Origin of the sequence: Bathymodiolus thermophilus thioautotrophic gill symbiont (genome assembly GCF_003711265.1) — a bacterium.
Lineage (GTDB): Bacteria > Pseudomonadota > Gammaproteobacteria > PS1 > Pseudothioglobaceae > Thiodubiliella.
This window is the reverse complement of the sequence record NZ_CP024634.1, coordinates 195,982-211,700: the sequence shown is the minus strand read 5'-3', so window position 1 is coordinate 211,700 and position 15,719 is coordinate 195,982. Positions and strand designations below refer to the sequence as shown.

Genomic DNA, 15,719 nt, shown 5'->3' with positions numbered 1-15,719 from the left:
AAAACTGTCTTTGTTTAGTAAAACTATCTTTGTTAAAAAATTAAAATTACATTGTAATTTTAAAAAGAATAGGCTTTTTTTTAATATAAATAGCCTAATCAAACTTGCGTTATTTTTTGTTTAATGTGTTGTGTTGAATTCGATGAGTAACTTAGTATAACGCCTTTGGTTACTTATTTTGAATTTGAGATGCTAGCCACACTCTTCTGGGTCGCTGTCTTCTAATGTTTTTTCTTTGTTCCATTTGTTGATGTCCTCGTATGCGGGATCGCTGATAATAGTATCTGTTTCACCAAGATTAGGTGCACCAGGATCGGAAATTGTTTGATTTTCAAAATAATCTCCTACATTTACCCTTACCTCTCCTTCGACATTTACTTCATCTAATCTAGCGTCTTCAAGAACATTTTCTTGGACATCTTTCACTTGATTGCTGAGTCCATCTAAACTTATTTCATCGTCTGAATCACTTTCAAGTCGAAAATCCCACTCTGCTTGATGATTTTCGTCTATTTCGACATATGTATAGTCACCACCACTGGCCTCATTTCCAGGCGAGGGTGCTATTGGATCAGATGGAAGCTCGCCAGAAGAGGGTTCATTATGAATCGTCACTTCATGCGTTTCAATTGGAAGTTGGTCTATGGATTTTGGCAGTGTGTAAGTCTCATCCACCATGTTTAGGCTGGATTCAGAAGAGCTTAAATCAGAGTGTATTTGGTCAATTTCAGAGGGGAGTTCTAAGTCCATGTCATCTACATCTCCAGCTCTAAAGTAGGTAGTGTCTTCGTCATTTATGGATCGCATAAAAGTCTCTCCTAACATATCCATATCAATTCTTGCACCTGAAGTCTCTACGCTCTCTATACTCTCTACGCTCATTATTTTGGTTCTATAAATGTAATAGCCAGCACCGCCAGCACCTGCAATCGCCATTACAGCAACAGGAACAGCCCATGTGGCTGACGATGAACTTGTGGGGTCTTCGACAAGGGTGCATGTCCCGCTAAACTTACCATCTTTGTTTCTTTTAATGGTTCCGTTATCTCCATACCCAGATATACATGTGCAGGAGGGTGGATTCGTATTCTCATCATAAAAAGAATGCGGAATATTTCCTTCACTAGTCTCACGACTACATTCACTGGCTAAAACTTGCGCATTAAAACTACCAAAAAGTAACAAACTCAAAATACTTAACTTTACTGTTCTCACTGTTCTCACTGTTCTCACTCTTCTCACCATTCTCCTCAACTACAAACTATAATAATTGAGTTCTCTACCGAATCATTATGGGTTTATCTTTAATAAATTTTAATTTAAATATAAAAAAACCCTCTTTTTTAAAGAGGGTAAACCCAATGGTATAACCTGTAGTTCGTATTATATATTTTTCGTTTGAAAATTATACACTAGTTAATTATAAATAACCTCCTAATTCAAATATAAAAATTAAAAATGCAGAAAACCTAGTTGATATAATGGTTTTAACCAAAAAACCACTTCATTCAACAAGTAAATATACAAAAATAACCACCTCCCTTTCATGTGCAACTAAGACTTGCTGTGTTTATGAAAGTTTTAAACTGCAAACTTAATACTTATCAATGAACTTTTAACCTCTCGTATTGGACTACTTACTATACCTATACAATCAACACCATTGGACTTGTCCAGTGCCACTGTCAACACTTTCAAACCTTGATAATAATCGTATACTCAAAGTCTCAGCCTTTGTCAGCACCTTAACATGGAGGTGAGTAGCGCTTACCAATCAACAAATACCAACGCCATAAAGCATTGGTTATTTAACTTAAGCGTTTAGGCAAAGGTAATCAAGGTACCAGAGCCTCATCTGAAGTCAATAAAACTGTACTGACAAGACAACTTTACACAATTACAAAACATTGCTTTTGATATTTATGTCTCCGAGATAATTACCAATAAAGGCACCTAGTGGACTTACAATAAAACAAAGGCTATGTGTCAAAATAATGCAAAAATATGTCAATTTCAAAGATATTGTTATTGACAAAGATAATCAATCAAAAAAATATTTAAACAAATATATGGGGGTGTTAGCCGGGTAATTGTTGATAAAATTTATGATTTTTTGGCTGGAAGATAGTTTTTTTAGATGATTTTTTTTGGATGAGGAAAATTATTTTGGGGTGTTGGTGTTGGCAGCTCTATTCTTGAATTTTGATTTTGTGTAAATGCTACAAAATTTATGTGTATAATGGTTCAAGGCCTTTGTATAGCACACTCACGCAAAGCTTCCAATTAAACCTCCTCTAACCTTAGAAGAAAATTTAATTTAAGTTAAACAATATAAAAAAGTAAAAAAGTAAAAACCCAGAGGAAAGAAACATGCAAGTAGAAACACCAAAGCAAGTTGCAACACTACAAACCAAAGCACAAAAAATCGCCACCCAACTCAACCAAGAAGTCATCACCACCACCCCAGGTAAACAACACATTCAAGTCCAAGCAGGTACAGTTTATCAATTAAACACCGAAGACTTTAACACTAACAAGTTAAACTTAATTGCCAAAAAAATCGGCGATGATTTAGAAGTAACGCTAGAAGACAGTGTTATTATATTTGATAATTATTTTGAAGTTTGCACAACTGATTTATCTTGCTTAGTTTCTCTTCCTGCTGAAGACGGTGGACTTTATTATATTGTTGCCGATGTTTTCTTCACTTTAGAAGACGGTACACAAATTGTGTATTTTTATGGCGAACAATCTATTATTGCTACAGAATCTAGTGCAGTAAGTGCAGATGACAATCAAAGTTCAAAGGATGTTGTTACTTCATTTGAAGATATGATTACTGCTAATATGGGAATCGTAGCTGCAGTTGCGGCTGTTGCCATTGCGGCTGTTGTTGTGGGTAGTGGTAGCGACAGCGGTAGTGGCAGTGGTGGTAGTGGTGGTGGCGATAATGAGAATAAAACACTCATTACAGGTGATGTTAATCTGGGGTTAGTTACTAGCAACAGTTTAAAGATTCAGGCTTTTGTTGATGGAACTGCCATTTCTGAAAAATTTGTCGTTGACGACAATGGTAAATTTACCATTACCTTAAACAAGTTATATAGCCAAGGTACGATTGTTACCCTTGAATTAACAGATACCACAACCACTGCAGATTATATAAGCGAAGCTTCAGGTATTGCCGAAGACTTAAACAGTGATTTAAAAGCAATTATTGTCATTCAATCTAATAATACAAAAGTCAATATCACACCATTAACCGATATTGCTGCCAAAATCATGGACAAAGAAACAAGTCTTACCGAAGAACTTGTTGCTAGTATTAATGCCCAAGTAGGAGAAGTCTTTAACATATTTGGTGATGTCACCACGGAAATGGTTAAAACCGTTATCAACAACAAGGGAGAAGTCGTTGCTGGTAATGCCTATGGCAAAGCACTGGCCATTGTTTCTTATTTTGAAAAAAATGCCAAAGAACACAACAACACCATAAGTACCAGCGATATTAATAAAGACATTGCTGATGCCATTGACATTGTCAATGCAAACACAAGTACTACAAAGGTCAACATTGCCGATAATAACATGAGAATGGAACTCAGAAAGGCAGAGGCCATGGCAGATATAAGATATGACATGGTGCCCAACGACCACTTTAACAACCTGCAGGCAATAGAGGTTATGCCAGTAATTGCAACAGTGGCTACAGATGATGTCATTAACTTTTCTGAAAAAGACAACACAAGCATCACCGGCACAGTAAAAGCTGGCAGCACTGTTGTACTGTCTATTAATGGCAGAGACAAAAATACAAGTGTCTCAGGCACAACTTGGCATTACACCTTAACAAATGCCGACATTACTGCCATAGAAGGCAAAACCGTCAGTATCATCGCAACAGCAACTGATGCTGACAAAAAAGTAACCCTATCAAACACCAAGGTCATCACAGTGGACACCACAGTCCCCACATTTGAGCTATCACTTCCCACTATAATCAATATCGCCACCAACACCCCCATTACAACCCCTGTTTATGACGCCCAAGCAATCAATCTAAAGGGTGGCAATGCAGATAATGGCATTACTTATAGCCTAAAAGAGGCAACAAGCAGTAAATTTAAGATCAACGCCGACACTGGAAAAGTAACCTACAAAACCCTACAAACATCAGCACATAACAACGATATGGCTACCATTATTGCCACCGATAACGCAGGCAATACCACAGAACAACTTATTACTGTCTCAGTACAAGATATTGGTTTGACTACTTCCATTGTGTGGGGCAATATTAGCAATAATGACAACATTATCGGCACTAGTGACCTAACAACAGTTACTTTAAGCGGCACAGTTTTTGTTACTGGTACCGTTGACTCAATCAGCATTGCCAGCATTGTCTTCAAAAAAAATGGCAATACCGTTCATGAAATCAACACCAACCTCCCCAATGTCGATAACAACAACACTTGGACTTTAACTCATGATGACACTTGGGCCTCAAAACTGATTAACGGCGATTACACCATTGTCGTTAACCTCTCTGGCAATAGCGACAGTACCACAATTGAAGGCTCAGGCACCTTAACAACAACAATTGACACAATTGCCCCAACCCAACCTACTGTTGCTTTAACGAATAGCACAAACAACACGCCCAATATCACCAAAGACGGTGCAGTTGCCATCTCAGTTCTTGAAGTAAACGGCACTCGCACTTATCACTTAAAAAAAGGCGATGTCGAAGTTACCAATGTTACCAATGAAGAAAGCTATATTGCCTATATGGCAAATGCAGATGAAGCCACTTACACACTTGCTATTACCGACATAGACAACGCAGGTAATATCAGTATTCGCAGTAACACACTAACCTTTACATTAAGCCACACTCCCCCAAGTTCGCCAATAGTCACTTTACAAAAAGACAGCGGATTAACAAGCGATCACATCACCAACAATGGCCAATTGACTGTTACCGATGTATCAGATGACGACACCATAACCTACATTGTTACCAAAGACAGCGAAGAGCCACTGGCCACCATGACAGCAGCCGAATATATAGCCTACATTACTGGGGACAATAAAGATGGCAATTACTCTGTGCTAGTGGTTGTTACAAATACAGTTGGCAATACCAGTAATGCAATCAAAACATTTACCTTAGACACCAACTCTCCAACACCCATCTTTAAGTTGACAGATACAGGTTCATCAGATAATGATGGCATTACCAATAACAACACAATAACCGTTGAAAAACTAGAACCCGGTGCCACTTGGCAATACTCTGTTGATGGCGGCACCAACTTTATTGATGGCACAGGTCATAGTTTTACGCTAGATGAAGGCACTTACGCTAAGAATGCCATTCAGATTAAACAAACCGATATCGCTGGCAATGTCTCAAGCATTGCTGAAAACACCGCAACCATTATAGTCGACACCACAGGTCCTGTATTTACCAGCACAACTACGGTTCAGGTCGAAATAAACACAGCCATTTCAGAAATAATATACACAGCCGTAGCAACAGACGACACTCCAGTCACTTACACTTTAGATGGCAATCAAAATAACAAGTTTACGATTAAGCACGATACCGGTGAATTAAAATATCAAGAAAAACAAACTCAAATAGAAAATCACAATGTTACTATTGTTGCCACCGATAGTGCAGGCAATGAGACCAGACAAGTGGTTAAAGTATTGGCAACAGATATCGGCTTATCCACCTCAGTGACTTGGAACAATATTGGCGATGACAATTATATCAACAGCAGTGAACTGGCAACAGCCACTTTAAGTGGCACAGTTAATATCATTGGCACAATAACCAACTTAAGCATTACCAGTATCGTCTTCAAACAAAAAGGTACAGACTCTACTTATACACTTGACTCCAACCTCCCAAATATCATTACAAGTGCCGATAACAGCACTTGGACATTAGCCAATAACGCCACCTGGACTTCACAACTTAATGACGGCAGTTACACAGTAACCGTTAATCTTGCTGGTAATAATAACAACAGTAACAACAATGGCAACAATAGCAACAATAGCAGTGTTACAGGTCAAGGCGTAACAACAGCAGCAGTAACAATTGATACCGTCGCTCCAGCAACACCAACATTTAACTTCACAGACACAGGTTTAAATGACGACAACATTACTAACAATGGCAAATTACCCGTTACCAATGCATCAAACGACGACACTGTCACTTACCTTGTTACCAAAAACAACGAAAGCCCCATTACCCTAACAGTAGAAGAATATGACACCTACATTACTGGAAGCAACAAAGACGGCGACTATTCAGTAGAAGTGGTTATAACAGACACGGTAGGCAACACCAGCCAAGTTACCAAAACCTTTACCTTAAACACCGCCCCTCCAGCAACCCCCATACTTGCCTTTACAGACACGGGTTCATCAAGTGACGATGGTATTACCAAAAATGGTGAATTGCCTGTTATCAATACATCAAACAACACCAGCATCACTTACCTTGTTACCAAAGACGATGCAGATCCTGTTGCCATGACAATAGAAGCGTATAACACTTACATTGCTGAAAACAATAGAGACGGTGACTATTCGGTAACCATAGTCGCAACCAGCATTGTTGGCAATACAAGCAGCATAACCAAAACATTTACCTTAGACACCACTCCCCCAGAAACACCAGTATTTACCTTTACAGACACCGGACTACTCGCCAACGATAACATTACCAAGAATGGCAAATTATCCGTTACCAATGCATCAAACGACAACACCATTACTTACCTTGTTACCAAAAACAATGAAGACCCTCTTACCATGACAGCAGAAGAGTATAACACCTACATAACTGGAGACAATAAAGACGGCAACTATTCAGTAACAATAGTCACAACAGATATTGCTGGCAATACAAGCAATGTTACTAAAACATTTACCCTAGACACCACACCCCTAGCAGCGCCAACACTTACCTTTACAGACACTGGCTTAAACAACGACGGCATTACCAACAATGGCAGATTAACAGTGACCAATGTAGCAAACGATGCAACCTTAACCTACATTGTTACCAAAAACAACGGAACACCACTTGCTACCATGACAGCAGCAGAATACACCACTTATATCACCACCAGCAACAAAGATGGCAATTATTCAGTGAAAGTAGTTGTAACAGATATTGCTGGCAATACAAGTGATGCCACTCAAGCCTTTACACTAAACACCACCCCTCCAACAGCACCAACAGTTAACACACTCATTACCAATAACACCACACCAATAATTACAGGCACAACAGGCACCAACGCCGCACTTGCCACTGGTGAAAGCCTAAGTGTGACTATCTCTGGTGCCACTTATAGTGCTATCCCAAATGACCAAGGCATTTGGCACATTGATTTAAGCACACCCGCCACCAACGGCACCTTAATACAACTCACTGATGGCAACTACAGCGTGGTTGCCACTGTAACCAACCTAGTAGGCAACAGCATCAATGACACCAGCCACAATGAGATTACCATTGACAGTAATGTACCTACAGTTAGCACCGTAGTAATTACCGCAACAAACGCCACTGGCACCGCCAAGACAAGCACACTGGGTATAGGCGATAAAATTGTTGTTACCCTAACGATGGATGAGGCCGTTGTGGTAACTGGCACACCTACTTATACGATTAACATAGGCGGTGTAGAAAAAACCGCTACTTACACCTCAAGCCCCTCTAGCACTACTTTGGTCTTCAACTACACCATTGTTTCTGGCGACAGCAACCCCACTGGCAATATTACCGCTGGCGTTGATGCATTACTCTTAGCAGGCGGCACACTTAAAAATAATATAGGTTATAACGCCTCACTAACAACACCTGCCATTACAAATGATAGTATGCAATGGGCCAAAACAACTGTGGCCAGTAGCCAATGGAGCCTAGACTCTTATAGCGACAACAAAGTAGAAGGTGCACCCGATACTGGATTAAATGTCGGCGATTCTCAGGCCGAACATAAAAATGCATGGGCAGAAAACACCAGTGACAGAGCCAAAGCAAACACGCTCATCCTAACCTACGACCAATCGGTTTATATCAAAGATATTATCGTTAGAGAAACATACAATGCAGGAACCATTAGTAAAGTAGAGGTAATGAGAGAAGGTGTCTTTGTAATAGTTTATGCCAAATCTAATGGCGCCGAAACAGGGGGCATCATGTCAGGTGTTGTCGAAGGTCAGGTTAGCAACACAAAAATCTCACTTAACAACAAACTTGACTACTCATCAAACACCATTCGCTTAACAGTTGGCGACAGCACCGATGTCTTTAATGAAATTGATGCTGTTCAATTGCTAGGAACCACAATAGGCCTTGTTGTTAACACCGTAGCACCACAAGTTGACACACTTATCACCAACAACACCTTGCCAATAATTACAGGCACAATGGGCACCAACGCCGCACTTGCCACCGGTGAAAGCCTAAGTGTAACCATCTCTGGTGCAACTTACAACGCCGTTCCAAATAGTAATGGTGTTTGGCGTGTTGATTTGAACATCAACCCAATCAGTGGCACTTTAACAGCACTCACTGATGGCGACTACAGTGTAGTTGCCACCATAACCGATGCAGCAGGCAACAAAATCACCGATACCAGCAACAATGAAATTCACATTGACACACAAGCACCCACACTAACAATCATAGGTAGTGGCGGTACTGGCGGCAGTGAAGTCACTTTTAATTTTAGTGAAGCCATTCAAGATGGGTCATTTACCATAGATGACATCATCATTGTCAATGGTATTATTACCCCAGATTCATTAACCAAAATAAGCGCAACCCAATACAGCATTATCGTTACCCCAAGCCTAGGGGGGCAACATGACAATATTGCCATCACAATTGCAGCCAACACTTTGGTAGATTTGGCTGGCAATACTAATATCACTGCTAAAAACACCACCAAACTTTTTCAACTAAGCAATCACATTGATATTGATGGCAACGGCTTTGATGTTGATTTAACAAATTGGGATGTGTCCCATGCAGGCAGTGCAATACAAGCATTTTTTAATGCCACCACCTTTAAACAAGACATCGGACATTGGAATGTTGGCAATGTAGTCAATATGCAAAGTATGTTCCTCAATGCCACATCTTTTAACCAAGACATCGGTAATTGGAATGTTGGCAATGTAGTCAATATGAATCGAATGTTTGAAAACGCCACTGCCTTTAACCAAGACATCGGCTTTTGGAATGTTAGCAGTGTAACCAGTATGTACAGAATGTTTGCCTTCAAAAGCACCTTTAACCAAGACCTTGGCAGTTGGGATGTTTCAAGTTTAACCAACGGACAAGATATGTTTAAGCACAGTGCCATAACAGTTGCCAATATGGATAACACCTTGCGTGGCTGGGCAAGGCTTGATACCGCCGCAGGAGAAACCGCCCTTCAGAACAATGTTGTATGGGGCATTGCAGACTACACCGATGCCACTGCCAGACAATATTTAATAGACACCTATAACTGGAATATTAATGCTGACACCTTTGATGACAAAAAGACGATACAAGGCAGCAATACTCAAAATGACACGCTCTCTACCACTAGCGCAAAAACCACCATACACGGCTTAGGAGGTAACGACAACCTAAATGGAGGTGCCACAAACGATATTTTGATTGGCGGTGCTGGCAATGACATCTTAACGGGTGGTGCTGGCAATGACACCTTTGATTACGGCTTTACAAATGCAGGTAACGACTGGATCAAAGACTTCACCATGGGAACAAGCGACAATGCAGATGTTATAGACCTTAAAGACTTATTGATAGGGTATAGTGCCACTTCCAATCTAAGTGATTTTGTAACCGCCTCCGCTGCTAATAGTACTGCAAATGATATTTTCACCAGACTGGTGATTGACCATGACGGCACTGGAGCAGAGGATATCTTGGTAACCATTACCTTAGAGGGTATTGAATATAACACCGATTTGTTAAACAATATGGTTGCCAATGGCAACTTAATCTTTGAAAGCATTCGACCCACTCTAACGATTACAGGCAGTAGTGGCAAATACACCTCCAACACCATCACCTTTAATTTTAGCGAAGCCATCAAAGACGGATCATTTACCATTGGTGATATTGACATTATAAATGGCACCCTCAATGCAAACTCATTTACCAAAATAAGTGCAACCCAATACAGCGTTATCGCAATCCCAAGCCTAGGAGGAGAACACGCCAATGTTGCCATCATAGTTGGTGCAAACACCTTTGCAGATATTGCAGGTAATACCAATGCCACCCTTACTAGCAACACAACCACAATTAGCAATTTAAAAAATTGGTTTAACATTAATAGTAGCAGTTCTGATGTGGATTTAACGCATTGGGATGTGTCTTATGCAAGCGATGCAAGTTATGCATTTTATAGAGCCACCACCTTTGACCAAAACATTGGCAAATGGCAAATGGGTAGCGCAACTAATATGTACAAGATGTTTGCCTATGCAAGCGCCTTTAACCAAGACATTGGCAATTGGCAAGTTGACCAAGTAGCCCATATGTCTGAGATGTTTTTAAGCGCCAGTGTCTTTAATAAAGACATTGGCAATTGGGACACTGGCAAAGTATCCAGTATGTATAGAATGTTTTTTGACGCATACGCCTTTAATCAAGACATTGGCAACTGGGACATCTCAAGTTTAACCAATGCAAATCACATGTTCACCAATACCCTAGCAATGACCAGCGCCAATATGGACAACACCTTGCGTGGTTGGGCAAGACTTGATAGCGCTACAGGAGAGACTGCCATTCAAAGAAATGTTGTATGGAGCATTGCAAACTACACCGATGCCACTGCCAGACAATATTTAATAAACACCTACAACTGGACTATCAAAGTTGGCACTTTTGATGGTAGCAAGACAATACAAGGCTCTGCCACTGCCAACACACTCACCACAACCAGCATAAAAACCACACTACATGGCTTAGGCGGTAACGATATCCTAATTGGCGGTACCACAGATGACACCTTAGTCGGTGGTGCAGGCGACGACACCTTAACTGGTGGCAATGGCAATGACACCTTTGATTACGGTTTTAAAAATGCAGGCAATGACACCATCACCGACTTTACCGTCGGAAACATCAGGACAAATGCCAACGCAGACACTATCGACCTTAGCGACTTATTGATAGGATGTAAATCCACTTCTTATCTGAGTGATTTTATAACAGCCACTGCCGCTGGTACTGGCACCAAACTAACCATTAACTACGGTGGCACAGAAGCACTTAATGCCCTCGTTACCATCACTTTATCCAATGTTGCCTACAACGCCAATTTGTTGAATAATATGGCTGCCAATGGCAACTTAATACTTGAGTCCATTGGACCTGCTCTAATAATTACAGGCAATGGCGGTAGAGATACTGCCAGTAACACCATCACATTTAACTTTAATGAAGCCATCAAAGACGGCTCATTTACCGCCTATGATGTTAGTGTTGTCAATGGCGTGATTAACGCAGGTTCAATGACCAAAGTCAGTGCCAACCAATACACCATGACAGTCACCCCAAGCCCTAGCGGACAGCATGCCAATGTTGCCATCACAGTGGCAGCGGGCACCTTTGAAGACCTTGCAGGTAATGTCAATACTGCCATTGCTAAAAATACAACTGAAATTAGCGATTTAAAAGATTGGCTTAATGTCAATAGTAACAACTTAACAGATTTGGATGTATCACATGCCAACAATGCCAGCAATGCATTCATTAACACCAGCTTTAACCAAGACATTGGCAATTGGGATGTCAGCAAGATAACCGGTATGCTTCAGATGTTTAGAGGTGCAAGCACCTTTAACCAAAACATTAGCAACTGGGATGTCAGCAAAGTGATCAGTATGCATGCGATGTTTAATGCCGCAAGCGCCTTTAACCAAAACATTAGCAACTGGGATATTTCAAATTTAGAATACGCAGAGTGGATGCTTGATGACACCGCAATCAGCATCGACAACATGGATAATATTTTACGCGGCTGGGCAAAACTTGACACCAGTGCAGGGGAAAGCGCCATTCAAAGAAATGTTATTTGGGGCATTGCACAATACACCGATGCCACCGCCAAACAATATTTAATAGACACCTACAACTGGACCATTAATATGGGCAGTTTTGACCGCTACATAGCAACACAAGGCACTGCTGCCAGCAACACACTGAACACAACCAGCACAAAAACTATACTCCACGGCTTAGGCGGTAACGACACACTAATTGGCGGCACCACAAATGACACCTTAGTCGGTGGCTCAGGCGACGACACCTTAACCGGTGCAGGTGGCAGAGACATCTTTGATTACGGCTTTGAAAACGCAGGCAACGACACCATTACCGACTTTACCGTAGGCAATATAAATACCAACACCAGCGCAGATGTTATCGACCTTAGCAATTTGTTAATCGGATATAGCACCACTTCCAATCTAAACGCCTTTGTCACCGCTGCTGCCACCACTAACACCGTTGGCACCAAGTTGACTATCGACCATGACGGCACTGGCACACTTAACAGCCCAGTAACCATTACCTTAAAAAATATTACTTACAACACCCACTTATTAAATGATTTGATTGCTAACGGCAACTTAGTACTTGATGCCGCCGGACCAACCCTACTTATTAGCGGCAGTGGTGGCAAAGATAGCGCCGCCAACACAATCACATTTAATTTTAGTAAAGCCATCAAAGATGGCTCATTTACCGTAGATGATATTGACATTATCAACGGCACAATTAATGCAGGCTCATTAACCAAAATCAATGAAACTCAATACACCATTAAAGTAACCCCAAACCTAGGCGGAAAGCATTCTAATGTTGCCATTACGGTTGCAGCAGGCGCTTTTGCGGATATTGTTGGTAATGTTAATACTGCTGTTGCTAAGAATGAGACTAGAATTAATTATTTAGCAAAGTGGATTGATCTTGAGACTGATCCGGATAACCCTGCATACGATAATACTGATATAACAATGTGGGATATGTCCCATGTAACAGATGCAAGTAGTGCATTTTATAGTAATACCCTTAGACAAGATATTGGCAGTTGGGATGTTAGCAATGTGGTTAATATGCATCAAATGTTTAATGAATCGCACTACACCAATAGAGACCTTAGCAGTTGGGATGTTAGCAAAGTGGTCAATATGTTTGAAATGTTCTATTGGGTATACACTATGAATCAAAACTTTGGCAGTTGGGATATTTCAAGTTTAACAAATGCAGGTCGTATGTTTCTTAAAAATGAGGACATGAATGTCACTAATATGGACAATACTTTGCGTGGCTGGGCAAAACTTGATACTACCGCAGGAGAGACTGCCATTCAAAGCAATGTCGAGTGGGGCATCGCAAACTACACCGATGCCACTGCCAGACAATATTTAATAGACACCTATAACTGGACTATTAATATTGGCACTTTTGATGGCAATAAGACGATACAGGGCACTGCCACCTCCAACACATTTGCTACAACTAGCACAAAAACCACACTACACGGCTTAGGTGGTAACGACACACTGATTGGCGGTACCACAGATGACACCTTAGTTGGCGGTGCTGGCAACGACACCTTAATTGGTGAAGGTGGTAGAGATACCTTTGATTACGGCTTTGAAAACGCAGGCAATGACCTTATTGGTGACTTTACTGTAGGAGACATAAACACAAATGCTGATGCAGATATTATTGACCTTAAAGACTTGTTGATAGGGTATGAATCTACTTCTAATTTGAGTGATTTTATAACAGCAACTGCTGATGATGCTAGCACGAAATTGACTATTGACCATGATGGCGCTGGAGAACTTAATAGTCCAGTAACCATTATTTTAGGGAATATTGCTTATAGGGCTAATTTATTGGATGATATGGTTGTTAATGGTAACTTGGTGCTTGGAACTGTCAAACCGATCCTAACGATTACAGGTAGTGGTGGCAGGCATGCCGTTAATAAAATAATCACATTTAATTTTAATGAAACTATTGGATATGGATCATTTACCGTAGATGATATTGATATTGTCAATGGCACTATTAATCCAGGTTCATTTACCAGAGTAAGTGCAACTCAATACACCATCAAGGTAACCCCAAGTCTAGGCGGAACACATGGTAATATCGCCATCACAGTTGCAGCAAATACCTTTACAGATAGTGCTGGTAATACTAATACTATCATTACTAAAAACACAACCAGCCTTTTCAATTTAGGGAAGGATGTTGATGTTGATGCCGATTTAACGAACTGGGATGTGTCCCATGTAAGCAATGCATCTGCTGCATTTGATGAGGCATATAGCTTTAACCAAAACATTGGCAAGTGGGATGTTAGCAATATGATTAATGCAGAATCGATGTTTTATGGGGCAACCACTTTTAATCAAGACATTGGCAGTTGGGATGTTGGCAGAATGACCAATGCTAAAAGTATGTTTAGAGGTACAGTCTCCTTCAACCAAGACATTGACAGTTGGGATGTTAGCAAACTGGCTACTGCGAGATGGATGTTTTATGAGGCAACCGCCTTTAATCAAAACCTTGGCAGTTGGGATATTTCGAGTTTAACAGATGCAGAAGGTATGTTTGTTACAACCTCAATGACTACTGCCAATATGGATAACACTTTGCGTGGCTGGGCAAAACTTGATATCGTCGCAGGAGAGGCTGCTATTCAGAGAGATGTTGCGTGGGATATTGCAAACTACACTGATGCCACTGCCAAACAATATTTAATAGACACCTATAACTGGACTATTGAGGCTGTCACTTATGATAGTGTAAATAGAATAAAGGTTGATTTTGATGGTTTTGATGGCAGTAAAACAATACAAGGCAGCAATACTCAAAGTGACACACTCTTTACCACTAGCGCAAAAACCACCATACACGGCTTAGGAGGTAACGACAACCTAAATGGAGGCACCACAGACGATATTTTGATTGGCGGTGCTGGCAATGACATCTTAACCGGTGGTGGAGGTAGTGATACTTTTGATTACGGCTTTACAAATGCAGGTAACGACTGGATCAAAGACTTTGTTGTAGGCGATAAATATGATTTAGATGTTATCGACCTGAGTGACTTATTGATAGGATATGGCTCTGCTTCTTATCTAAGTGATTTTGTAACAGCCTCCGCTGCTGATAGTACTGCAGATAACATTTTCACCAGACTAACGATTGACCACGATGGCACTGGAGCAGAGAATATCTTGATAACCATCACCTTAGAGGGTGTTGATTATCATCCTAATTTGGTGAGTAATATGGCGACTTATGGTAACTTAGTGCTTGAGTAGTGGAGATAAGTCTTATTATTGTAATGTGTCTAGTGTAGATTTAAGGCAAAGTTCAATAAAAATATTGCGCTTTGTTCATTGTCCTCGGTAAACAATAAAAACTACCTTGGGTAAAAGGCAATGAAAATTGGCTGAAACTCTTTTTTAATGGGGCAGAAAATTAATGTTTTATCCATCGTTTTTTCGTCAATACTTTTCAAACCTTGGTGAAACCCCTGTATTAGACATGGATATTGAACAAAATTTGGGCTTTAATTAATATTTATGTCTAATACAGAGGTCTTTTAAGTAAAGAAAATTAT

The 15,719-nt window shown here is 40.4% G+C and carries 2 protein-coding genes; one reads left to right on the top strand and one right to left on the bottom strand.

Annotation, left to right across the window (positions count from 1 at the left end; all coding sequences use genetic code 11):
- Positions 1 to 192: 192 nt before the first annotated feature.
- Entirely contained in the window at positions 193 to 1,215 is a 1,023-nt protein-coding gene (locus MS2017_RS00685; protein ID WP_122950932.1) for a hypothetical protein, read from the bottom strand.
- Between the two features lie 1,155 nt (positions 1,216 to 2,370).
- Here MS2017_RS00685 and MS2017_RS11595 point away from each other — a divergent pair.
- Positions 2,371 to 15,417 (top strand): BspA family leucine-rich repeat surface protein, encoded by a 13,047-nt coding sequence (locus tag MS2017_RS11595; RefSeq protein WP_122950931.1) that lies wholly within the window; start codon positions 2,371 to 2,373, stop codon positions 15,415 to 15,417.
- Positions 15,418 to 15,719 lie beyond the last annotated feature (302 nt).